This window comes from Methylobacter tundripaludum SV96, assembly GCF_000190755.2.
In the GTDB taxonomy this organism is placed as follows: domain Bacteria; phylum Pseudomonadota; class Gammaproteobacteria; order Methylococcales; family Methylomonadaceae; genus Methylobacter_A; species Methylobacter_A tundripaludum.
The window spans coordinates 188,698-212,643 of the sequence record NZ_JH109154.1; the positions used below are offsets into that span (position 1 = coordinate 188,698).

Below are 23,946 nucleotides of genomic sequence, written 5' to 3' on the forward strand. Positions count from 1 at the left end.
AACTTTTAAGAAACAAAATGCAACTAGCCATCACTGCCTTAGGCAACCATCAGATTAAATTTATTGCCGAAATATTACCCGCCGTGCGCGACTGTAAATGTAATATTTTGGAAATACGCTCATCCCGTCTTGCTCAATCCACTGCGGCATACCTGCTTATTCAGGGAAATTGGAATCAAATTGCTAAATTTGAAAGCACTCTGGATATTATCCAGAGACGACTGGACATCAAAATTCATACCTTGCGGCCCGATCAAAAAGACAAGATCAAAGAGTGCGTTCCCTACTCATTGGAAACAATATCCCTGGACCGCGATAACGTCACAGAATCGATAACTTCATTTCTGTTTGACCGGGAAATAGATATTGAGGAAATAACCGGCAGCTGCTATCAGGCACCCTATATCCAAACCTCAGTGTTTTCAACCAAGTTTGTGATTTTGATCCCACCGCAACTTCACCTGTTATCGCTACGCGAAGAGTTTCTGGATTTCTGCGACCAGCTAAATATAGATGCCATTCTTGAACCCATAAAACGATAGACTTAATAATGATAACTCTCGGCAACGCTGTCCCCGATTTTGAGGCTTCATCTACCGGCGATAAAACGGTAAACCTAAGCGACTACCAAGGTAAATACCTTATTATTTATTTTTACCCTAAAGACAATACGCCCGGTTGTACTCAGGAAGGCCAAAGTTTTCGCGGTAACATTGAAAAATTCACCGCACTCAACGCCGTCATAGTAGGCGTATCCCGTGATACCGTCCGCGTTCACGAAGGCTTTAAATGCAAACAGGAATTCCCTTTTGACCTGCTTTCAGACGCGGATGAAAAACTGTGTCAGCTGTTTGACGTGATCAAAATGAAAAACATGTACGGCAAGCAGGTTCGAGGCATCGAACGCAGCACCTTTCTGATCAATCCCCAGGGCGTACTTGTCCATGAATGGCGCAAAGTAAAAGTCAAAAGCCATTGTGAAGAAGTGCTGCAAGCCTTACACGAACTCACCGGCAACTAACCATGAACATTCAATCATCGCCGGGTAAAAAACTGTTTGTCCTGGACACCAACGTGCTGATGCACGATCCGGCATCCATCTTCCGTTTTAAGGAACATGACCTTTTTATCCCCATGATTGTTCTGGAAGAACTCGATCATGCGAAAAAAGGCCTAACCGAACTGGCGCGCAATGTAAGACAGGTCAGTCGGTTTCTGGATGAATTAATCTGCGACGCCAACCAGCAAACCATCAACGACGGCCTACCGTTGTCGAGCATAAAACATGGACCGAAAGCCGAAACAACTGACGGCGGACGCTTATATTTCCAGACCAGCGCCATGACCGCACTGTTGCCGGAAAGCATGCCCGGCACCCTTGCCGACAACTCCATACTCAGAATCGTCCTGGCGCTCACTAAGGAACTACCTGACACCACCGTTATTCTGGTATCAAAAGACATCAACATGCGCATCAAGGCAGCGACATTGGAGTTGCTTGCGGAAGACTACCATAACGACCAGACCCTGGATGACATTGATTTGTTATACAGCGGTGCAATGGTGCTGGAAAAGGATTTCTGGACGGTACACGGCACCAAAATGGAATCCTGGCAGGAAAAAAACCGCACTTTTTACAAACTGGAAGACCCCATAGTAACCGAATGGTATCCCAACCAATATTTGTACATAGAAGACGAAACCAATTTTGAAGCCATCGTCAGATCTTGCGACGGACAAATTGCAGTATTGGAACTGGCCAAGGATTATCGCGCAAAACACAACAATGTCTGGGGCATAACGGCGAAAAACCGGGAGCAAAACTTTGCCCTCAATGTTTTGTTGGATCCCAACATTGATTTTGTCACCTTACTGGGTACGGCGGGCACCGGAAAAACCCTGTTGGCGCTGGCTGCAGGACTTACCTTGACCCTGGAGAACAAAGCTTACCAGGAAATCATCATGACCCGCGAAACCGTCCCGGTCGGTGAAGACATCGGCTTTTTGCCCGGTACGGAAGAAGAAAAAATGGCGCCGTGGATGGGCGCATTAATCGATAACCTTGAACTGCTGGGCAGTAATGCGGAGCACGGCGAATGGGAGCAAAGCGCAACCAGCAACATCATTATGAACCGGGTGAAAATCAGGTCGCTTAACTTCATGCGCGGACGGACATTCCTCAATCGCTACCTGATCATTGATGAGGCTCAAAACCTGACCTCGAAACAAATGAAAACATTGATAACACGGGCAGGTCCCGGAACAAAAATCATCTGTATCGGCAACCTGTCGCAGATAGACACGCCTTATTTAACGGCGACAACCTCGGGATTGACTTATGTTGTAGACCGTTTTAAAACCTGGCCGCATGGAGCTCATATTACCTTGCGGCGCGGGGAACGCTCACGCTTAGCCGATTACGCTTCAGATATTTTGTAGATATTCGCTTAAGCGACATTAACCGAATTAATCATTAATGTGTTAAGTAAGCCGTATAAAAACATCACGAAGAACACGAAGAATGAAACATAAAACTTCGTGTCCTTCGTGGTAAAAACGCCTTAGCTATTACATAACATCAGCTAATAATTTGCATCCAGACTGTTATCGCCAATCCGTGGCCAAGCGGTCAGCACCGCCTTAACAACGGTCGCTAGTGGAATCGCCAAAAACACCCCCCAAAAGCCCCACAAACCGCCAAAAAGCAAAATGGCGACAATAATTGCGACGGCATGCAGATTAACCGCTTCGGAAAACAGTACCGGCACCAACACAACGCCGTCGAGCGCCTGGATAATTGAGTAGGCAATAACAACGTACATAAACTCATCACCGCCTAATCCCCACTGAAAATAAGCGACACCTAAAACCGGGAAGGTAACCAGGGTTGCACCGACATAGGGAATAATGACCTGCAAGCCCATCAAAACAGCCAGCAACATAGCGTAATTCAGCCCCATCGTCGCGTAAGTCACATAACTGACCGCCCAGAGAATAAAAACCTCGCCGAACTTGCCGCGCACATAATTACCGATCTGAGTATCGACTTCTTCCCAAACACGTACAGTTAAATTCCTGTCTCTGGGCATAAACTGCAAAAACCAGGCTATTAACATCTGTTTGTCTTTTAAAAAGAAAAAGACCATCATCGGCACTAGAAACAAGTAAATCATTACGCTGACCAATCCCACAACAGATGCCGCCGAGAGCGACAGCACATTTTGCCCGTAAGTTAACAATTCCCTCTGCACGGCAAACATTATCTGTTGGATTTTGCTTTCCGAAACCAATTTCGGGTACATTTCAGGCAAGCGCAAGATCCCGGTTTGCGCCCTGTTCAGTATCTCAGGAATCTGTTGAACCAGTTCCACCGCCTGTTGTGAAACCATCGGTATCAAATAAAACAATAAAAAACCCAAACAAGCCATAAACACTGAAAACACCAGATAGACGGCAGGCAGGCGATGCATGTTCATGCTTTCAGCTTTGCTCACCAGACCTTCCAGTAGGTACGCAAGCACGATTGATACGAAAACCGGCATTAACAGGTCGGACAATGAATAAATCAGCACAAAACTGGCAATCAGAATGATTGCCAGTGCAACAGCTTGGGGATTGGGTAAAAAACGCTTAAAAGAGCCTCTAAGCAGACTTAGACTTGTGGATGAATCTTGAATCGTCATTGATAACCAGATGATTTATTTTTATTTGTGCCATTTTACATCCAATAAAGCTCTCGACAGAGAACTATAAAATCAACGGCAGGTTGTTGTATCAAGTTAGCCGATGTTCGACTCTGTATATCCGAATCTTTTATTCACCACGGAAAACATAAACTTCGTGCCCTTCGTGTCTTCGTGTCTTCGTGTCTTCGTGGTGCATTAATTAATCTAGCAATTCGAAAGACATCCGGTTAAAGCTATTTTTTTGCCGCGTAATTCAGGCAACTGAACAGGAAAAACTGCGCACCGAAAATGAGATTAGCCATCAACAGATGAATCGGCTGGGCAACTGGCGGCATACCCAATCTATCAAGGCTAATGCCTGCAAGAATGGCCGTGACCACCAGCGCGGCCAGGGATAAACCGATACGCCGCAACAGGCTTTTTTTATCGACAGACCGGACAATTTTCCAGGCCAACCAAAGATTGGTAAATAAAATAATCGAGGAAAAGGATCTGTGTATGTAAAAAATGACCGGAAAGTCGTCACGCCAGTATTGGCGCTCAATATAAGTATGATTATGAGCAATGAAATCGACGGCTTCCCTGACCTGAGTCCCCATAGCCACTTGCAACAGCGTCATAATCATTGCCGCGATTAACACGGTTTTGAATTTGTCCGGCAGCGCCCGAATATCAATCCGGGCGATGACATCTCGTTGCGAACGAGCAATCGTATAAATAAGCAATGCGACTATGAACAAAGCCAACAACATGTGCAAAGTGATCATCAAGGGCTTGAGATTACTTGCCACAACGGTAGAACCCAGCCACCCTTGAAAACCGACCAGGAAAAACACGCTGACCGCCAAATAAAAAATGGTTTTGTCAGATTTAAGATAAATACGTGATGACCAAGCCGTCAGTAAAATCAAAAAGCCAATCGTCACACCAACCAGTCGATTGGTGTACTCGGTCCAGGTTTTTACCGGGTTAAACTGGGTATTTTCATAACCGCGTTGTGCATAAATCTCATGATAATTAGCGGGTAACTGGGATTCATCCGTTGGCGGCACCCACTGTCCAAAGCAAGTCGGCCAGTCGGGACAGCCCATGCCTGAACCGGAAGCCCTTACGATTCCCCCGACAAGGATGACAAAATAAACGGCGAAAATTGTAATTGTGCCTAATCGGCGAAAATGTGCGGCGGCTTCAGTATTAATCATAGTATTAAACGTTTTTAGGAGAGCATGCTTCGGGCAATTTCAATTTCATCTGAAATACCCTCAATTTCCAGTATTTCAGTGTTAGCGGGAAATCCGAGCTTGGTAAATGAAGGGACGGCAGAACAATCAACCCGGCATGCAGGATGATCGGTTCCCGCTATGCTTTGCAAAAATGCAACTTGTACCACATCGACATAATCTGCCTTAGGTCCTGAGTCATATCGGAAATTAACATATTCGGACGCTACGGGCTTTAAATTTGCCGGAAAGTCCCAAGCATCCATAATCAATTTCCCTACGGCGGGATGCGCTTTTTCCAGCAGCTTTTCCATTCTTGTCGGGCTATCCCTAAACTCCGGAATATTCTCAACCAGCATTAATATAGGCAGTTTACCTATTTGATGAATAAGGCCTGCCAGCATGGCCTCGTCGGAATTAAGATGGGGAACAAACGCACAAAGAGCCCGACTGATGGCTGAAACATTAACGCTTTGTTCCCAGGTTCTCCTGAACAAACTTTCCAACAGTTTTGATGAGGGGCGAAACATCTGTTTCATTACCAGACTGGTAACCAAACTACGAATCGTATTGTTACCCAACCTTGAAACGGCCATTTGTATGTTATTGATTTCAGATGCGCCACGGTACACAGGGCTATTCGCTACACGAATAATTTGCGTCGATAGCGCGGCATCGGTCACTATCATATCAGCCAACTCCTTCGCCGATATGTCGCCATCAGTAACGGCATTCTTAACCTTTAAGGCAATATCGGGTAGTGTAGGCAAAACAAGACGATTCGCATCAAGTTCTAATTGAACATGATCAAGAAAGTCCTGAACGGAAGTAAATTGCATTATTGCTGCATCCCTCGATAAATAATACGCACTAAAATCACATGGTTAATAATGTAAGTTTATCTTGGTTATGATTTTTGAGCCTAAGATTATAAGCGTTTGTGTCGGAAATTTGCAGGATGACAAGCATTTTGCAAGTATTTTGTCCATTTTGCGCATACAGCACCTTACCCACACTTTGTTCCGTGCCGGCGCTGTCATCAATGATTGTTGAATTAGGCTCGGGAGTTGCCAAGGCGTCGCATTCAGCGAGAAACATTTCCCTTTTTGCCTTGCCAAGATAATGAGTCCTGGCAACAATTTCCTGACCGGTATAACAGCCCTTGTTGAAACTAATGCCACCCAACTTATCCAGATTAAGCATTTGCGGAATAAACTCTTCCGATGTTTCTGCAGTAAGCCAGGGAATCCCCGAAATTATATCGAGATAGCGCCATTGTGCTGAATCTTCCGGCTGGAAGCCTAGCTTAACCTGTTTTTCCCAGAGCCCCTGAGCATTATCAGCCCCCGCAATAATCAAATTGCGGTTCTGAAGATTAACAACGATATTTTCCTGGCTGCTTGTTGCAAAGCGCTGTTCCGGTACTTCGCCGGGTTGCGATGCCTCATCGTACAAGCCGATTAGACATAACGCATCCGAGCTGTCGGTTAAGGTTACCTTTGATCGCAACACGTACATCTGTAGTCTTTTCTTGACTGATGCCAGTAACTCTTGGGGCAGAATCATCAAAAAATCATCGGCATTTTTAACCAGTAAGAAAGTGGTAATCGCCCGACCCTTAGGATTGCATAATGCCCCCAGACTGCTTTTAGCATCGGTTATATCGTTAATATTGCAGGTGATTTGTCCCTGTAAAAATTTTGCCGCATCGCTTCCTGCAATCGTCAAAACACCCAGATGTGCAATGGGGTAAATGCGCTTATTGCCTTCACGCTCAGGCGATGGAAAAACGATGTCGGTATCGTTGTCAAATAGTGCGTTTTCAGAAAGCAGGAAGTTTTTCCAATTAGGGTTCATCAATAAACAAATAATGGATTTTTAAAGTATCCCGATTATATCGCTGTTTGAACAAAGACAAAAAACCTATGTGATGATTTGTATTGCATTGAAATACACGTATTATCAACGGGGAAAAATAAGGAGCGCCCAACTTGCCCAAAAAACACGAACCCTCGTTGTCGGTGGAGCTTAAACCATCCAAACGATTAAAGCAGTTGCTGGTTATTATGCATGTGCTGGCATTGGCGGCAAGCATCGCCAATGCGTTACCGATTGCCATTAAATTAGCATTGTTGACCGGGATTTTCATACATCTTCTGTTTATGATTAAGCGCTTAAAAAGCGAACGACATGAAATCAAACAGTCCGAAGCATTAGGCTGGGAAATATCCAGCGGCAATGACTTTAAATCGGTGCAAATCCTGAATTCAACGGTCATCACTATATTCGCGATATTTCTGCATTTTACCGACAATGCACGTAAGCAATCCGTGCTTATAGTAAACGATGCCTTAAGTGAGGACGATTATCGGCGTCTTATCGTTAGACTGAAAACGACTAATAAAAAATAAGCGCAAACCCTGCTAAATTTTTCGGAAGATTGGAATTGATTTTTCAGAAGAACGCCGCGTCCTAAGCCCCCAAGCCAAGAGATATTCAATCCTGCGATTTCCATTACTCAACCGTTTAAAAAGTATTTCAAATAACTTTTTGTAAAACGAATAGCCTTTATTGGGATGGGCGTCCAGATACTCGCCAAGTCTTTCCCCATTGATTTCCAGTAAACAGCCATCGGTAACGGCTATAACGGAAGCGGTTCGTACCGACGACTCATGCAGACAAGTATCGCCAAAAAGGTCTCCCTTTCCCAAGTCGCCGACACCCGTTTTTATGTTTCGGCGTTCTTCCAGCTCCACATGCACAGATACCCGTAATTGACCGTTTTCAATGAAGAACAGCGACTTGGCCACATCGCCTTCCTTAACGATGGTTTCATCAGCATGAAAATGCCAACGTTTCCAAGCGACCCCTTGAATAAACTTTGGATCATTGACTATTTCTTTAATTAAATTTTCCAAGGTCGTATGTCTCTACTACAAGCAATTATTTAACAAACCGGTCAATTTCGCATCCATCACTCACACTCCAAACCATCAACCCGCTGAAAGCCTCTGGGCAATGCCAAGCCTCGTTTGGCGCGACCGGCGGAATAATGTTCAACATCCGCGCCTTTCAGTGTCAACTGCCGTTTACCGGCAATGATTTTCAACTGGCCGTTTTCAGGCAGCGCCACCGCCGCAATCACATAATCTTTTCCAGCGGTCAGATCGGCGGTCGGGATTTGAATCAGCTTGTTGCCTTTGCCTTTCGCCAAAGCGGGCAGCTCCGCTACAGGAAAAATCAGCAAGCGGCCTTGCAAAGTCACCACCGCAAGCGAATCAGCTTCACTACGTATCGGCGTGGGCTTTAATACTTTGGCGCCATCCGGCAGTGTGATCAGCAGCTTACCGGCCTTGTTTTTACTCAATAATTCTTTAAGCTGAACCCGGAATCCATAACCGAAATGGCTGGCAAGCACATACCAGTCGTCCGGTTGCCCCGCCAGAAGATGCAAGAACAACGAACCCGGCGGCGGATTAAGTCGCCCGGTCAACGGCTCTCCCTGAGTCCTGGCCGACGGCAGATCGTGTGTAGCGGTGCTGTAAGCGCGGCCGGTGGAATCGAGGATATAAACCGGCTGCGTGGTCCGGCATTTGACCGCATCCAGGAAGCCGTCGCCGGAACGATAATTTAGACTGGCAACATCAATATCATGGCCCTTTGCCGCCCTGATCCAGCCTTTTTCCGACAAAATAACGGTTAATGGTTCGTTGGTTATTAACGCCGTTGTTTCCAGCGCCTGCGCCGCATCCCTGGCAACAATCGGCGAGCGGCGGTCATCGCCGTATTTCTCCGCATCGCGTTCGAGCTCTTTTCGGATCAAGCGGTTTAGCAAGCGCGGCGAACCCAGCGTTTTTTCCAGCGCGGCGCGTTCCAGTTCCAATTCGTCCTGCTCGCCGCGAATCTTCATCTCTTCGAGCTTGGCCAGATGCCGTAACTTTAATTCCAGTATCGCTTCGGTCTGAATATCGGTGATACCGAAACGCTCCATCAGCACCGGTTTGGGATGGTCTTCACTGCGAATAATCGCGATGACTTCATCGATATTCAGATAAGCAATCAGCAAGCCATCCAAAATATGCAAACGCGCCAACACTTTGTCCAGCCGGTATTGCAAACGTTTTCGCACGGTTTCGGTACGAAACGCCAGCCATTCGACCAGGATGTCTCTCAGCCCTTTAACCTTGGGCCTTCCGTCCAAGCCGATCATATTCATGTTGACGCGATAGCTTTTTTCCAGATCGGTCGTCGCAAACAGATGCGACATCACCTCATCCGCATCGATCCGTTTTGAGCGTGGAATCACCAGCAAACGGGTCGGATTTTCATGATCCGATTCATCGCGCAAGTCTTCAATCATCGGCAGCTTTTTCGCCAGCATTTGCGCGGCTATCTGCTCCAGCAATTTAGCGCCGGAAACCTGATGCGGCAGCGCGGTGATGACGATATTGCCGTCTTCCTGCTCGTATTTGGCGCGCATTTTTATCGAGCCGCCGCCGCTGACATACATTTTTTGTATATCCTCAGCCGAGGTGATGATTTCCGCATCGGTCGGGTAATCGGGTCCCTTGATATGGGTAAACAGCATGTCCAGCGTACTGTTCGGATCATCCAATAGCTGGATGCAGGCATTGGCGACTTCCCGCAGATTATGCGGCGGTATATCGGTCGCCATGCCGACCGCAATGCCCATGGTGCCGTTCAGCAAGATATTCGGCAGTCGCGCAGGCAGTAACACCGGCTCTTTCAGCGTCGCGTCGAAATTATCCGCCCAGTCGACCGTACCCTGCCCCAACTCGCTTAACAAGGTTTGCGCATAAGCGGTCAGGCGCGATTCGGTGTAACGCATTGCGGCAAAGGATTTGGGATCGTCCGGCGACCCCCAGTTGCCCTGCCCGTCAACCAACGGATAGCGGTAGGAAAAATCCTGCGCCATCAACACCATCGCTTCATAGCAGGCGGAATCGCCGTGCGGATGATATTTACCCAACACGTCGCCGACGGTTCTGGCCGATTTTTTAAACTTGGCCGTCGCCGTCAAACCCAGCTCGGACATCGCGTAAACAATACGCCGTTGCACCGGTTTTAAGCCATCGGCGATATTCGGCAAAGCCCGGTCCAAAATCACATACATGGAATAATCCAAATAGGCTTTTTCGGCAAAATCCTTTAACGGCAGTTGTTCAAAATTTCCCTGCATAATCATAAATTACAGCTCATCCTTTAATAACTCCACATGCATGGCACGATTTTTCTCCAGGCTTTCCTGGCGTATTTTTTTGCGCATTTCTGCCGCTTGGTAAAGTCTTATTTCCACATCGTTATCCAGTTGTAATCTCGGTACTTCCACAGTTTGTCCGTGTTCATCCATCGCCACCATCGTAAAATAGCAGGACGTCGTATGCCTTTTTTGGTCGGTTCTTAAATCCTCGGCAAAAACCTTGACCCCGATTTCCATCGATGAATGGCCGACATAATTGACATGCGCATAAAAGGTAACCAGCTCGCCGACGTTGACCTGTTGCTTAAAGAACACCTGATCGAGCGCCGCTGTCACCACGTATTTTTTACAATATTTTGCCGCGCAGGCATAAGCCACCTGATCCAGCAATTTCAATAAAGAACCGCCGTGAACGTTGCCGGAAAAATTGGCCATATCCGGCGTCATCAATACCGTCATCGTTAGCGATTTTTCTTGTTTGGTCATTAAACTCTCAGTTCGTAGGATGGGTACGGCTACAAGGATGCAGGAGGTAGCGCAACGCATACAGTCGTACCCATTCGCTTACTCATTTTTCAATTATTTCCTGATTATTATTGTCATAACGATAATTAATAATTTCTCCATTAATTAAAAGCTTAACGGCTGTTTCAATGGCATGCAATGGCGCTATAAACCATTCTCGCGGGGTATGTCGCTTGCTTTCACTATCAAAAACATCAATATTTAAACAAGACTCAGCAAAGAATGTATGCAGCAGTAATTCCAGTTTTTGCGGGTTTAGGTTATACGTCTGAAATTCACTGAGCAATTTCACATCCGCCATCAAATAGGTAGGTTCTTGCGCCGCATTCTTGATTCGCTGTTTAACAGGTTGGCTTGAAAAGCCAACCTTATATAGACTTTCAATCTCTTTGATTTTAGTATCTTCACTTAAAGATCGTAATATATAAATGCATCCTGTTGCCTTGTCTTCAGCTGTAACCTGTTCGGATTCAGAAAAAAAATCTTCACAAGCTTTAATAACACGGCGACCATTTTCATCTTTATAAAGCTCTGTTGCCAATGAACGAAGCAGCATATTAGATTCCGTTCCATTCTCAAAAATGCACCGTAGCCTAGCGTTTACTTTTCCTCGCTTCTTTTCCCTATCACCGACCTCAGCGACATAAACCATAACGCCATTCAAAATAAAGAAATGACCAACAGCTATTTGTTGCTCTCCTGTGAACGGCCTGAGTTTATTCTCCCCTGAGACTAAATCAATATGACATTGCTTAAAAAGATGTTCATAAGCATCAAAATCTTTACAAGGTTCTCTGCGGGCAATCTGCTCCGGCATATCTAATTTTTTAGGTACATTCCTAAGCTTAAAAATATCATTGGGATCAGATTCATCCAATATACTATCACCCAGCAGCCCAAGCACATCATCTAGCAGTACATCATCAATCGTATTGATTTCCTTCGCTACCGGCATTTTCACGCCAGCAAATAAATTAAACGTATCAAATTCCATTAATGCCGCCGCTTTTACTGTGTCTTCCCGCAAACCTTTTAATCGGCTATACAGTTTTCGTTCATTCATATCCCGGCTTGCTTCCGGCTCCTTCCCATGCTCTTTTACAAAAACATTAATTTCCTCGAATGACGCAAGTAATCGATCATCAGCACTCATGACCGACGATACTTTAGGTTTTGAATCTAATAAGCCTAATGGATCACTCGCTAAAATAGACTCTAATTCATTAACAAAATCAATCACTCAGGACTTTCACTTGCTTGCTGCCGTTTTTTATTTCTGAGATAGATCAAAGCCTCCGCCATTCTTCTTTCTAATGGGTCTGCTGCGTTAATATTTGGCTCTCTACCGTGGGTTTTAACAAAACCGCCAATCTTATCCCGATAAAGAATAACCGCTTCTTCATCGGTCATTTTGATGCGCCCGGCATCGATTGTCTCTTGGATTACTTTTAATAATTTTGCGGTAACTGATTTGGACAATACTTCAAAGGCTTTTTGAAATGGATTAACTTTATCGATCAAATCAATATGCAAGTCCTCTATATTGACAAATTTCCCTGCCATCCTCACAAAGCGTTGATTACCGACTTCCTTAATCTCGCCATTTTTAATAACCGAATCAACCACCACATGCTGACGGATTTCTTCTATCTCATCAGCACTCAAATCAGGGTACTTGGTTTGGATGATTTTGGGGATCATTACTTTGTTAATTACCTCAGGATCAATAAATTCACCCGGTAATGCTTGAAGAATCTTAGGGTCTTGCAAGATAGCGGCTTTTAAGTCATTCAGGTCAGACTCAACAATATCCTTTACCCGTTTTGAACTGGGTTCTTTAAAGCCACGAATTTTGATAGTGCCTATTTCATCCTCTTCATCATCAAATCGCTTGGTTTTAAATTTGAAATTGGGTGCCAACACCTGTTCCATAAGCAATGAAACAGTGATTGCCTTGAGCATGTTATTAACCGATAGCTTTACTTGATCGTCCGCTGCATCAGGCTGTGCGATTAGATTAGTAAATTGTGCATGTGTTTTATTGTTGCTGTCACGCGTTGCACGTCCAATAATCTGAATAATCTCAGTGAGGGAACCTCGATAGCCGACAGTGAGGGCATGTTCGCAAAAAGGCCAATCAAAGCCCTCCTTTGCCATACCCAAGGCAATGATTAAATCCATACCATCGACATCGTTCATTTGGCGCAAATAGGCAACAATCTTATCCCTATCTTTTGGGTTATCGTTTACCAAATCAGCAATTTTAATGATTCTTCCATCATCATGACGTTTTACAAAAATAACGCCTGAATCCGGGTCTTGATGCGTTACAGTGCCAATACCGTCAAGAATAGTATCAACTTCATTATGTTTATCTTTGGTCGATTCCCCTGCATTGACATTAGGGATATGCAGAATGGTTTTCTTATCCGTATCAAGCACCTCCTTAATGGCACTCAAATATCGACCTTGATAAAAGTGATAACCAATCCCCAGTGTTTTTAAATGCGTATAACCATTGAGCTGCTGATAATAGTTATAGGTGACCTTGGTAAATCTCGCCTCATCTTCAGGTAATAGCACCGGGATGCTATCGCCACGAAAATAAGAACCCGTCATAGCAATAATATGTGCGGTGGTATTATTGATGATAGACCGCAGCACTTCACCCAAGCGATTATCAACATCAGCCGAGACATGATGAAACTCATCTATTGCTAACAGCGTGTTATTAAATACCGATTCATCAACTGCATCGAACGCAAAACGTAATGTTGCGTGGGTACAGATTAAAATGGTCTCATTATCGTCATTGAGGAAATTTTTAAACGCACCCACCTTGCTGGTCTCGCCGCCAGGAGTGCAAAGATTATAATCAGTATTGAAATCCCAATCGGCAAAAAATCCGTAATCAGTCAGGTTAGTACAATCAAAAGACGCGCCAATGGATCGTTCTGGAACAGCAACAATGACTTTTTTCAAACCTTGATTAAACAGTTTATCTAAACCCAGAAACATCAAGGCACGAGACTTTCCCGAAGCAGGCGGCGCTTTTAGCAATAGATATTGCGCATTCCGTTCAGCATAAGCGCAAGCTTGCATTTCGCGCATCCCCATATTATTGGTAGATGTGCTTTCACCTGTTTGCGCATAGGTAACATCGACAAGATTGGGCATTAAAGTTTATCCTTTGCCGGTGACTTCTTGTATTAGCGATATATCCTTACGCAATAATTCATTAATTAAAGATTGCATATTAACGCCTTTCATTTTTGCCTTCTCGGCAAACCAGCTTTCAACATCTTGATCTAAATAAACCGGGATATTTAATTGCGTGTCAGGGCGATAAAAACGCCCGCGTTCGGCATTGGAAAAATCATATTCGTCTTTCATAATGAACCCTCATAGTGTTTTTGTTCATGTCGTGTCGCAGGTCTTGCAGAAATAATGCGTATGGTGACTTGGTCTTGGTGATAAGTCATAAAAGTATGCACCACTAAACGTAATTGCTGTGCTTGGGTATTTCCCAAAGTAATCCATCGTTCTTCCAATTCACTATGTTCATCCGGCATAGATAATTGTAAAGGATCAAGAAATATTTCAGCCGCTTCCTCAAAACTGACGCCATGCTTTTGTAAATTGGTTTTAGCTTTAACCGGATCCCATTCAAAATGATACTGCATGGCTTATTTGCCCTCGGCTTCAATCATTTTTTCATAGAGTGCAAATAAATACTCTAAGCGTTCTTCATCGGTTTTAAACGATTGTGGGCGATAACACTGCTCTATAGCTAAATCCATCTCATGATGTGCTTGGCGTAAGCCTTCTGGCATTTTATCTGGATCATAGAGCTGCGCCATGGTCTTTTCAGGATGCAATTCACGTTCGTCAAGAACTTTGAAAACATGGCTTTCTAAAGTGTTTTTTTGTGCTTCTGTTATTTCTGGAAAGGGGAAGGTGTTGTAGCAGAGAGCAGATGAATATCTAATGTCACTTTTTAATCTACCAGATGTCGCTTTCACCCAAACACAATGAATATATGAATTTATTATTCCTAAAATATAAGGCTCTGCACCATATACAGCCTGTGCTGAGTCCAGAATAATAGTCCCTTCTTCTAAAAAGCCACAGGTAATATATTGCCTTTTTTCAGAAGCAACTCTTGGCACCAATATACATGGTTTATTTTTATGTTGTGATTGTTTGAATCTGTTTGGAAACTCTGAAAATGCAACCGTACATTTAGCTTTACTTTTATTTCTAAAGGCTGAAATTTTATCTAACCTAATTTTAATTTCTGGAATCATCAAAGCAGCATCAAGTTGTTCATCCTCAATCCACAAACACCAGCGTTCTATACCATTAATAAATTCATTTGATCCAACAAGTTTCTTTATAAATACTGAGCTTTCTGGATGCTGCATTAACAGAGCATTCTTTTCATCCTTAGAAAGAATAAGATTTCCATCATCTGTAGGGGTGCTTCCCCTTATCATTATTGGTATTTTACTGATTGGCTTACTTATTCTTGATAGGAAAATATTTTCTCCCTCTGTGAGATATGGACTAATGTTTTTTGTAGAACCACGCAAACCACCTCTCCAAATATATTTCGGAGCAATATCTCTATTCCTCAATCCAATAATCACAACGGTAACGCCAGCTTTTCCCTTGGCATTATTTGTCCATTTGAAAGATTGATGGGTGAAAAATATTTCCAATTCATGCTTAAAAACATACGGCCACAAGAGTGCAACCTGCTCTCCTTGACAAATAGAATTCGTTGATACAAATCCTAATTTGAGATTTGAATTTCTTATATAGTTAGCTCCCTTAAAAAACCAGCACGCAATATAATCCAAGTTTTTATAGCTCTTAAAGTCGCTAAAAAGATTATCCATTTCTGCTTTCTGCTTTTCATCTTGCAGACTTGAACCCAAATAAGGTGGGTTTCCCAAAATATACACTTCATACTTATTGCCTTTCAGATCAGTTTTTGGGCATACCTCTTCCCAATCTAACCGTGTGGCATTACCGCAAGTAATATTACCACTATCTTGCAATGGCAAAGTCGGGCGAGTTTCTCCAAACACTTCTTTAAAAGCAAGGTTCATTTGGTGCGCCGTTAACCACAAGGAAAGTTTTGCCGTTTCATGGGCAAAGTCATCTAACTCAATGCCGTAAAATTGATTAAGTTGCAATCCTGAAACAGCATGCCCCCAGTTTAAGGCATTAATCTGTTGTAATTGCCTAAAGATATTGATTTCCAACTTACACAACTCCTTGTAAGCGATAATCAAAAAATTACCCGATCCACAAGCGGGGTCAAAGATGCGTAGGTTATAGAGTCGCCCTAAGAGTTTGATGAGTTTTTTCTCATCATCTTCCGCTTTTTCCAATGCCTCACGCAGGTCATTAAGAAAAAGTGGCTCAATGACTTTCATGATATTAGTCACTGAGGTGTAGTGCATACCTAAACTACTGCGCTGGTCGTTATGCACCACCGCTTGAATCATCGAACCAAAAATATCCGGATTTATTTCTTTCCAGTCAAGTGTGCCGCATTCAATAATAATCTTTCTTGATTTCGCACTGAATGTTGGAATGGGGTAATCGTCTGCAAACAGTCCGCCATTAACATAAGGGAAGTCTTGCAAAAACTGCGGATAGTTCGGCCTCTCGCTCAAGTTGAGTACGGCAAACAGCTTGTGTAAATAGGTCTGCAAATCACTGCCATCATCGGCAGTATGAGAAGCTAAGGCGTTGGTGAACTGGTTGTCTTGAAAAATCCCCGTATCTTCAGCAAAGAAGCAAAACAATAATCGGGAAAGAAAGATATTGAGCGCATGTAGCTGGTCTTTTTCTTCTGTAGGGTTGTCTTCTAAAATAATGTCATACAGCCGCCCCATACGCTCTGCCGCTTTAACATCAGCAGGGTTCTCACTTTGGAATTGCGCCTTCTCTAATCCCGCCCACGGTAAAAAGAAGTCATAATGCTTTGCTAACTCCGAGATTGAAATATCCAGCGTGTCACCCGTCTTGGTATCCACTGATAACAGGGTTTGAAAATCAGTGACGACAATAAACCGAGGGTGTTGCTTAGTAATGGCGGGGGCTATGCGTAATCTATCGATGAGGTGATGTAAATCGGCATCCGTTTCCTTTTTGAAAAAAAGCTTCTTTTTCCATAGAATTTCACCCGGAATTTTAGAAATATTGTAATCGCCTTTTTGCAAGCGCGTAACAGCAGCCTTAGGTAATTCATAAGCCATTAGCAAATCATAGATAAACGTTTCTTGGTTAAGATTGGTTACCAGTGCTTTGAGATTGCTTTCTAATTTTTCAGTGTTCATAAATTGATTAATTTTTAAGGCTTATTGGTTTTTTTGGCAAAACCTTTGGGCAATACGCGATTTTTGTGTGGAACAAAAACTCGGTAAGACGCAGTCTGTAGGGCGTAATAGCGCGACGCAAGGTTATCATTCGGCGCAATACGCGATAAAGCTGCTATTGCGCCCTACGGAACTTGGTCACAACTCATCACCAGAAAGCACTTCACGCTCTGGAACCCTAGCCAACAAGCGTTGAAAAGCCGGTTTATCAGCTCGTTGCGCACGTTGCTGCAAATAATCTTCCGTTGCTATAGCCGAGACCTTTTCGGCAACCGCACTGGAGATAAACTGATTAATGGACACCCCTTCTTGCCGAGCGAGTTCTTTAATATGCCGATGAACAGAATCCGGTAAACGCAGGCTTAATGCACTCATTACAAACGCTCCAATAAAGTTTTAGGAACAATGGCTTCAACACCAAACTTATCAATACCCACAAAATCTTTTAAATTGTGGGTGACGACGGTTTTAACCTTTGCAGCCACCGCCAATTCCAGCACCAAATCATCCTTGGCATCAGGCAAGTAAGGCCTCCATAAAAAATATACTTTCTGAAATCGACTAAAAGCACAGAGATTATCCAAAACAACATCTATATCTTCATCCAGCAAATTCAACTTCGTTTGATTGCGCTTGAGGACATCTTCATATTCAAACAATAAAGGCGTCGATAATGCCAGCCGAATACGTCCCGCAGCAAGATGCTCCAATATTTTAAAGGATGCCCCGCTCGCCGAATATAGCCCGGAACACAAGATATTGGTATCCATAATAATTTCACTCATACCACATACAGTATCATATAAAATATTATTGTAGCAATCGGCTGTTTTTTGAGGTGTAAAAGGGAGTTTATCTCATGGCTGTTTAATTGAATGGTACTGTTGCTACAGGACGATTCCGTCTACGATGGCATGAATGCCGGATTCATTCATCTTGGACCGACGTAACCCAACGTCGGCACTTAGGATATGGTCAGTAATAACTTCCCGATATGGATTGAGTGAAATTTTTCCGTTCGCCCTGAGCTTGTCGAAGGGTGAGCGGGAAAATTTCGGCCTACCGCGTCAAGCCGATCATCCTTCGACAAGCTCAGCACGAACGGCTCGACGATCGAAAATAGTGGTTTCGGGAAGTTATTTTCAACCAAATCCTTAGGCTAAATCGCCCCCCTCATAGATGCCGTTATTCGTGATTTTATGCCTTAAGTTAATGCGTAAGGGTAGAACGGATTACTGATGATTGTTTCTCGTTGACATGATTCTGAAGCCTCACAACGCTTTTAAGTTGTTGTTTTAAAGCCTCAATGCCGTGTTAATAAAGTTGCAGGAAATTCACGAGGGGACTAGCATAACAATAGCCAGCTTCAAATATGTGGTGGTATTTCATTTTTCTTTCAATCAGTTATCGGGAGATTATCATGTCAAACCAAGACGACCAAAACAACCAACCCCAGTCTTCAACGGATTCAGATGATCCTGTAGAAAATATTGCAGGGAACGTTAAGACGCTTTTAATATCCATCGGCGGCGTAGTGCTGATTTTATCCATTCTTGTATTACTACCGATGTTACTTACCTATTTATCTGAGGGAGATTATCGCCCTGTAGGAGAGCCTCATCCAGGCCTAAGCAGTCAAAGTGACTATAAGTGAAACCTGATAAATAGGGAATAGTTGTAAACGGTGGGCAGAAAAACCTGCCCACCCTATCTGCTCTGTTTAATCGCCCAAGCCACATCGGCCGCCTGCCGGTTTTCCTTAACATCATGCACCCGAAACATCTGCACGCCCGCCATCACGCCTAAAGCCGTGGTCACTGCGGTGGCGGTAACCAGTTCCGAGGGTTCGGTGACATCGCAAATCGTCCCCATAAAGCGCTTGCGACTGGTACCCAACAGCACCGGAAAACCCGTGGACACCAACTTATCAAGGTGCGCCAGCAAAGCGATATTATCCTGTTTGCGCTTGGCAAAGCCTATGCCCGGATCGATCGCAATCGCTTCTTTTTTAACCCCTGCCTTTAATGCTGCCTCAATACTTTCATTCAGGACATCAAGCACTTCCTGCACCACATTTTCATAATGCGGATTGTCCTGCATGGTTTTTGGCATCCCCTGGCTGTGCATCAAAATTATCGGCACACCGGTTTGGGCAGCCAGCGTCAGGATAGCCGCATCATCCCTGCCCCCGGAAACATCGTTGATAATATCGGCTCCGGCATCCAGCGCCGCTTTGGCGACCTCGCTTAAGGTCGTATCGATACTGATTAAAACATCGCTGTTCAATTGCTGCCTGATGGCCTCAATCACCGGAACGACACGCCGAATCTGTTCGCCGGCCGCAACCGAATCAGATCCGGGACGGGTTGATTCGCCGCCTATGTCGATAATATCCACGCCTTCGGACAGCATCAGTTCAACCTGCTGTATGGCCTCATCAAGGCCTGAGAATTTACCGCCATCGGAAAAACTATCCGGCGTAACATTTAAAATTCCCATAATCAGCGGTTTATCGTCAAGGATGGTGTGTATGCCACAAGCCAGTCTGGAACTGGCGTGGCGATCGCCAAGGAGGGTGTGACTACCGGAACCGGTTCGGCGATTGAATTGACTGATCATTCCCTAAAAGCTCCTGTGCGCAAGATCGATGTTTTGATTCATGTATAATAACGAAATGTTTTCGACTCTGATTGAATTTAATGGATAAACCACGATTAGCCTGGGCCATTACCGGCTCCGGTCATTATATAGAAGAATGCCTGGACTTCCTGCTGACACAGGATAATGTCGATTTATATTTAAGTCTGGCCGGAGAAGAAGTGTTGCTTATGTACGGCATCAGCCTCGACGACATCCGCAAAAAAATGCCGGTGTACCGCGACAAAACCGCATCAGCGCCGCCGGTTGGGCATTTTTACAAGGGCTATTACCATACCTTTGTCATGGCGCCGACCACCTCGAATACGGTTGCCAAATGCGTGCTGGGCATAGCCGATTCGCTGGTGACCAATCTTTATTCCCAAGCCGGAAAATGCAAGGTTCCCAGCATCGTTTATCCTTGCGACATAGCACCGGAAATGGAAACCACTGCGCCGGGCGGAAAAGTCATGGTTTATCCGCGTAAAATCGATCTGGAAGGCACCGCCAAATTACGCGATTTCGAATACACCACCGTCGTTGAAAGTGTCGACGAACTGATTATTACAGTTAAAGAACGGCTTAAATCGTTAACATGAGCGAACACATCCTCTTTCTTACCGGCAAACTGGCGGAAAAACAGCTGCATAATATCCTGGAAAAAATGCAGCCGAAATTCACCTATACCGTGCATCAGCTGGGGCTTAAAGTCGCGGCGCTGATGACCGCAGACATGATCGGCCGCCGCTTGACCGACACCTTCGGCGCTGACCGCATACTGGTGCCCGGACGCTGCCGCGGCGATTTGGAAGCCTTGTCCAAAGACTTGGGCCTACCGATTGAACGCGGCCCGGACGAACTCAAAGACTTGCCGATGTTTTTCGGCCAAGCCGCGCACAAGATTGATTTAAGCCGCTACAGCGTCAAAATCTTTGCAGAAATCGTTGATGCGCCCAATGTCAGCGTTGAAGAAGTGGTCAAGCGCGCCTATTACTACAAACAAAACGGCGCGGATGTGATCGACATAGGCTGTCTGCCGAGCACCGATTTTCCGCACATGGAAGACATCATCCGCACCCTGAAACAAGAAGGCTTTACCGTCAGCATCGATTCGCTGGAAGCGGACGATTTGCTCAGGGGCGGCAAAGCGGGTGCCGATTACATGCTCAGCCTGCACGAAAGCACCTTGTGGGTTGCCGATGAAGTCGCGGCGACGCCGATTTTAATCCCGGAAAAACATGAAGATTTGGTCTCACTGGATAGAGCCATCAACATCATGCAGGCAAAAAACCGCAGCTTTATCGTCGATCCGATTTTGGATCCGCTGCACTTCGGTTTCACGCAATCCATCGTGCGTTACCATGAAGTCAGGAAGAACCATCCCGATATTGAAATGATGCTGGGGGTCGGCAACATCACCGAACTGACCCATGCCGACACGATGGGCATGAACGCCTTGCTGCTGGGCATCTGCTCGGAACTTAACATCAACAGCATTTTGGCAACCGAAGTCAGTAAACATGCCTGCCGGGCGGTCAAGGAAGCCGATCTGGCCCGCCGCATCATGTTTGCGGCGAAAGAACACGACATGCTGCCCAAGCATATCGACCCCGGTTTAATGGCTTTACATGAAACCTCGCCCTTCCCTTATAGTTTGGAAGAAATCAAGGAGCTGGCCGGGCAAATCAAGGACCCCAGTTACCGCGTTCAAATCAGCGCCGAAGGGGTGCATATTTTCAACCGCGACGGCCTGCACAGCGCCACCGATCCGTTCGACCTGTTTCCGAAGCTGCATGTTGAAAATGACGGCGGTCATGCTTTTTATCTGGGCGTTGAATTGGCGCGCGCTGAAATAGCCTGGCAATTGGGCAAACGCTACACCCAGGATCAAACTTTACAATGGGGCTGCGCAACCGACACCGCAGAACCCACCGTTGACCTGCACACCTTTAAACCGGCCGGAACAACCTTAAAAAAGCACTAATGATTGCATCCTTTCATTACCCACAGGCGGAACCAACTGCTGCTAAACAGGTGATTAAAAGCTTTTTATTCACCACGAAGACACGAAGAAATAAAACTTCGTGTTCTTCGTGCCTTCGTGGTGATACTTTTTTAATCATTTTTTGATTTACCTGTTTTAATAAGAAATTACTAATGATTCAAGAAACCATAGTCATCACACAAAACAGCTCGGGCGTGGCGCATATTGCTCCGATGGGCATACACATTATCGCCAAGGATGGTGTGTATGCCGCAAGCCAGCCGGGAGCTGGCGCGGCAGCCGAAGCGCAAGATGAATTTATCATCCTGCCGTTCCGTCCTTCCACAACACTCAATAACCTGCTGGAAAGCAAAACCGCAGTCATCAATTATTGCGACGATGTTAGGGTGTTTGCCGGATGCCTGACCGGGCGGCGCGACTGGCCGTTAAAATCGGCTGAGAAAATCAACGGCCAAGTGCTTGCCTGCGCCTTGGCACATACCGAAGTAGAACTGGTTCGCGTTGAAGACGACGAGACCCGGCCCAAATTATTCTGCAAAGCCGTACATACCGCCAACCATGCGCCCTTTAGAGGCTTTAACCGCGCCCAATATTCGGTGCTGGAAGCGGCGATTTTAATCAGCCGGTTGAACATGATCCCGCTGGAAAAAATACAAGCCGAAATCGACTATCTGCGTATCGGCCTGGAGAAAACAGCCGGAGACCGGGAGCTGGAAGCCTGGGGTTGGCTGATGACCGTCATTGAAAACCATATCGCCAAGGAGGGTGTGTATGCCGGAAACCTGCTGGGAACTGGCGCGGCAAAAGCCGGGATCAGCTCATGACCGGAATGCTTGCCAGCGTTAACAGCGTAGAAGAAGCCTTGCAGGCATTAAGTGCGAATGTCGATATTGTCGACCTAAAACAACCGGCTTTAGGCGCTTTGGGCGCGTTGGAAACCGACCTTGTCAAAAACATTGTTAATGCAATTGGCGGTCGCTGTCCCGTCAGCGCAACCGTTGGCGACCTGCCGATGCAGCCGGAGATTGTTTATCAGGCCGTCAAAGCCATGGCCGAAACCGGCGTCGATTATATAAAAATCGGCTTTTTTCCCGGTGGCGACTGGCAGGGAACCCTAGAAAAACTAGCCGCATTAACACAACAAAATCTTGCCTTGATCGCGGTATTGTTCGCCGATACCCAACCTGACTTCGCCGTCATAGACTCATTAAAAAATGTCGGTTTTAAGGGCGTAATGCTCGATACCATGAACAAAAAAAACGGGTCATTGACTCAAGTCATGACAAAGGTCGACATAGCGCAATTTGTCAGACTGGCAAAAGACCGGTCTATGCTCTGCGGACTGGCCGGCTCGCTCAGGCTGGACGACATCGCCGAATTGATGCCTTACCAGCCGAATTACCTGGGTTTTAGAGGCGCATTATGTCTGGATCACAACAGAACAGCACAATTAAACAGGTCGTCAATTATGCAGATAAAACAAGCTATAGAGCATCATCAGGCGGAAAATACCGAAAACCGTATTTTGATTGCCGATGATAGTGAAATAAACCGGTTAATATTGGCCAACATGCTTGAACTGAACGGCTACACCGTCGACGCCGCCGCTGACGGTGCGGAAGCCCTGCAATTCATCAGCGAAAATCACTATAAATTCGCGCTTATCGATCTCAGCATGCCGATCATGTCAGGATTGGAGATGGTGAGAATCCTGAGAAAACAGCATAACCCCTTAAAAACTGCCGCTATCAGCACTTTTGCTGTCGACAATCAAAAAACCGGAGCGCTGGATGCCGGATTTGATTACTGCTTAACCCGACCGATTGATGAAGAACAATTGATGGCGCTGCTAAATCTGCAATAGACGATATTTAACCTCGTTTTCACTCGAAATAGAGGGGCGGCCGGGATTCATATAAAATCATCAAAAATAATACTTAAGCCTATGATTATAAATTAAGAATCCTGAAATCATCATTTAATAATTCAACCTTCCGTTTGAAGTCGAGCACGTATAGTCACCGAAGCGGTTGATATGCTCCAGGCGGTATGGTCCAAGGCTCGACAGAATTTCTTGATTGATCAACACCCCGTCGTTCTGTAATTTTTTCAACACTCGACTCATTGTTATTCAGTCACCTATGTCCCGTGTTGTGGATGTTACACGTGTTGCTAACGCCTTCACTCACCGCCGACTATATAATTAGGTGTTAAAGCTAAAAATGGATCGCCTTAAATGTTTATAAGGCGCATTTTCACT

At 45.2% G+C, this 23,946-nt stretch carries 25 protein-coding genes; 9 read left to right on the top strand and 16 right to left on the bottom strand.

Features of this window, described 5'->3' with window-relative positions; all coding sequences use genetic code 11:
- The first annotated feature begins 17 nt into the window (after positions 1 to 17).
- The 3 genes from METTU_RS20605 to METTU_RS20615 are packed head-to-tail and all read left to right on the top strand — an operon-like array spanning position 18 to position 2,439.
- A complete protein-coding gene (locus tag METTU_RS20605) occupies positions 18 to 542 on the top strand; it encodes a glycine cleavage system transcriptional repressor (protein WP_027150118.1) in 525 nt (174 codons plus the stop codon).
- 8 nt (positions 543 to 550) lie between these two features.
- Positions 551 to 1,021, top strand: coding sequence for a peroxiredoxin (locus METTU_RS20610; RefSeq protein ID WP_006893958.1), 471 nt, complete (start codon positions 551 to 553; stop codon positions 1,019 to 1,021).
- A 2-nt stretch (positions 1,022 to 1,023) separates the two neighbouring features.
- Entirely contained in the window at positions 1,024 to 2,439 is a 1,416-nt protein-coding gene (locus tag METTU_RS20615; protein ID WP_006893959.1) for a PhoH family protein, read from the top strand.
- Between the two features lie 143 nt (positions 2,440 to 2,582).
- Here METTU_RS20615 and METTU_RS20620 read toward each other — a convergent pair whose 3' ends face one another.
- The 4 genes from METTU_RS20620 to ygfZ form a co-directional block, all read right to left on the bottom strand.
- Positions 2,583 to 3,683, bottom strand: a complete 1,101-nt coding sequence (locus tag METTU_RS20620; RefSeq protein WP_006893960.1) for an AI-2E family transporter — start codon at positions 3,681 to 3,683, stop codon at positions 2,583 to 2,585.
- Positions 3,684 to 3,919: 236 nt separating this feature from the next.
- Positions 3,920 to 4,888 carry a COX15/CtaA family protein gene (locus METTU_RS20625; RefSeq protein ID WP_006893961.1) on the bottom strand — a complete coding sequence of 323 codons (969 nt, stop codon included), beginning with the start codon at positions 4,886 to 4,888 and terminating at the stop codon, positions 3,920 to 3,922.
- A 14-nt stretch (positions 4,889 to 4,902) separates the two neighbouring features.
- Complete coding sequence (locus tag METTU_RS20630) at positions 4,903 to 5,745, bottom strand: HDOD domain-containing protein (protein ID WP_006893966.1); 843 nt, start codon at positions 5,743 to 5,745, stop codon at positions 4,903 to 4,905.
- A gap of 37 nt (positions 5,746 to 5,782) precedes the next feature.
- Positions 5,783 to 6,763 carry a CAF17-like 4Fe-4S cluster assembly/insertion protein YgfZ gene (gene ygfZ, locus METTU_RS20635; protein ID WP_006893967.1) on the bottom strand — a complete coding sequence of 327 codons (981 nt, stop codon included), beginning with the start codon at positions 6,761 to 6,763 and terminating at the stop codon, positions 5,783 to 5,785.
- Between the two features lie 134 nt (positions 6,764 to 6,897).
- On the opposite strand from ygfZ, the gene METTU_RS20640 reads away from it, so the two are divergent.
- Positions 6,898 to 7,317, top strand: a complete 420-nt coding sequence (locus METTU_RS20640) for a protein YgfX (RefSeq protein WP_006893969.1) — start codon at positions 6,898 to 6,900, stop codon at positions 7,315 to 7,317.
- Between the two features lie 12 nt (positions 7,318 to 7,329).
- Here METTU_RS20640 and METTU_RS20645 read toward each other — a convergent pair whose 3' ends face one another.
- The 10 genes from METTU_RS20645 to METTU_RS20690 form a co-directional block, all read right to left on the bottom strand.
- On the bottom strand, positions 7,330 to 7,824 hold the full coding sequence (locus METTU_RS20645) for a Crp/Fnr family transcriptional regulator (RefSeq protein WP_006893971.1): 495 nt from the start codon (positions 7,822 to 7,824) through the stop codon (positions 7,330 to 7,332).
- 56 nt (positions 7,825 to 7,880) lie between these two features.
- Complete coding sequence (parC, locus tag METTU_RS20650) at positions 7,881 to 10,112, bottom strand: DNA topoisomerase IV subunit A (RefSeq protein ID WP_006893973.1); 2,232 nt, start codon at positions 10,110 to 10,112, stop codon at positions 7,881 to 7,883.
- 3 nt (positions 10,113 to 10,115) lie between these two features.
- Positions 10,116 to 10,613, bottom strand: a complete 498-nt coding sequence (locus tag METTU_RS20655; protein ID WP_006893974.1) for an acyl-CoA thioesterase — start codon at positions 10,611 to 10,613, stop codon at positions 10,116 to 10,118.
- A gap of 82 nt (positions 10,614 to 10,695) precedes the next feature.
- On the bottom strand, positions 10,696 to 11,892 hold the full coding sequence (locus METTU_RS20660; protein WP_006893976.1) for a GIY-YIG nuclease family protein: 1,197 nt from the start codon (positions 11,890 to 11,892) through the stop codon (positions 10,696 to 10,698).
- Positions 11,889 to 13,829, bottom strand: coding sequence for a DEAD/DEAH box helicase (locus tag METTU_RS20665; RefSeq protein WP_006893977.1), 1,941 nt, complete (start codon positions 13,827 to 13,829; stop codon positions 11,889 to 11,891). Before METTU_RS20665 ends, METTU_RS20660 begins: the two co-directional genes overlap by 4 nt.
- Before the next feature lie 6 nt (positions 13,830 to 13,835).
- On the bottom strand, positions 13,836 to 14,045 hold the full coding sequence (locus METTU_RS20670) for a hypothetical protein (RefSeq protein ID WP_006893979.1): 210 nt from the start codon (positions 14,043 to 14,045) through the stop codon (positions 13,836 to 13,838).
- A complete protein-coding gene (locus tag METTU_RS20675; protein WP_006893980.1) occupies positions 14,042 to 14,335 on the bottom strand; it encodes a BrnT family toxin in 294 nt (97 codons plus the stop codon). The genes METTU_RS20670 and METTU_RS20675 overlap by 4 nt, the downstream gene beginning before the upstream one ends.
- A 3-nt stretch (positions 14,336 to 14,338) precedes the next feature.
- The gene (locus METTU_RS24755) at positions 14,339 to 17,005 is read right to left on the bottom strand and encodes a class I SAM-dependent DNA methyltransferase (RefSeq protein WP_006893981.1); all 2,667 of its coding nucleotides are present in this window, start codon (positions 17,003 to 17,005) and stop codon (positions 14,339 to 14,341) included.
- A 177-nt stretch (positions 17,006 to 17,182) separates the two neighbouring features.
- Complete coding sequence (locus METTU_RS20685; RefSeq protein WP_006893986.1) at positions 17,183 to 17,419, bottom strand: YlcI/YnfO family protein; 237 nt, start codon at positions 17,417 to 17,419, stop codon at positions 17,183 to 17,185.
- Positions 17,419 to 17,829: a putative toxin-antitoxin system toxin component, PIN family gene (locus METTU_RS20690; RefSeq protein ID WP_006893987.1), complete on the bottom strand. Its 411-nt coding sequence runs from the start codon at positions 17,827 to 17,829 to the stop codon at positions 17,419 to 17,421. The genes METTU_RS20685 and METTU_RS20690 overlap by 1 nt, the downstream gene beginning before the upstream one ends.
- Positions 17,830 to 18,464: 635 nt before the next feature.
- Between METTU_RS20690 and METTU_RS20695 the strand changes: the two genes are divergently transcribed.
- Positions 18,465 to 18,698 (top strand): hypothetical protein, encoded by a 234-nt coding sequence (locus METTU_RS20695; protein WP_006893988.1) that lies wholly within the window; start codon positions 18,465 to 18,467, stop codon positions 18,696 to 18,698.
- 53 nt (positions 18,699 to 18,751) lie between these two features.
- Here METTU_RS20695 and folP read toward each other — a convergent pair whose 3' ends face one another.
- Positions 18,752 to 19,663, bottom strand: coding sequence for a dihydropteroate synthase (gene folP / locus METTU_RS20700; protein WP_006893989.1), 912 nt, complete (start codon positions 19,661 to 19,663; stop codon positions 18,752 to 18,754).
- Positions 19,664 to 19,743: 80 nt separating this feature from the next.
- Between folP and METTU_RS20705 the strand changes: the two genes are divergently transcribed.
- The 4 genes from METTU_RS20705 to METTU_RS24760 all read left to right on the top strand — a co-directional run bounded on the left by METTU_RS20705 (position 19,744) and on the right by METTU_RS24760 (position 23,550).
- Positions 19,744 to 20,280 (top strand): flavoprotein, encoded by a 537-nt coding sequence (locus tag METTU_RS20705; protein ID WP_006893990.1) that lies wholly within the window; start codon positions 19,744 to 19,746, stop codon positions 20,278 to 20,280.
- Positions 20,277 to 21,665 (top strand): DUF6513 domain-containing protein, encoded by a 1,389-nt coding sequence (locus METTU_RS20710; protein WP_006893991.1) that lies wholly within the window; start codon positions 20,277 to 20,279, stop codon positions 21,663 to 21,665. Before METTU_RS20705 ends, METTU_RS20710 begins: the two co-directional genes overlap by 4 nt.
- Before the next feature lie 173 nt (positions 21,666 to 21,838).
- Entirely contained in the window at positions 21,839 to 22,510 is a 672-nt protein-coding gene (locus METTU_RS20715; RefSeq protein WP_006893992.1) for a DUF447 domain-containing protein, read from the top strand.
- The gene (locus METTU_RS24760) at positions 22,507 to 23,550 is read left to right on the top strand and encodes a (5-formylfuran-3-yl)methyl phosphate synthase (RefSeq protein WP_006893996.1); all 1,044 of its coding nucleotides are present in this window, start codon (positions 22,507 to 22,509) and stop codon (positions 23,548 to 23,550) included. Before METTU_RS20715 ends, METTU_RS24760 begins: the two co-directional genes overlap by 4 nt.
- Before the next feature lie 114 nt (positions 23,551 to 23,664).
- On the opposite strand, the gene METTU_RS25005 is transcribed toward METTU_RS24760, so the two are convergent.
- The gene (locus tag METTU_RS25005; protein WP_150107939.1) at positions 23,665 to 23,811 is read right to left on the bottom strand and encodes a Tn3 family transposase; all 147 of its coding nucleotides are present in this window, start codon (positions 23,809 to 23,811) and stop codon (positions 23,665 to 23,667) included.
- Between the last annotated feature and the right edge of the window lie 135 nt (positions 23,812 to 23,946).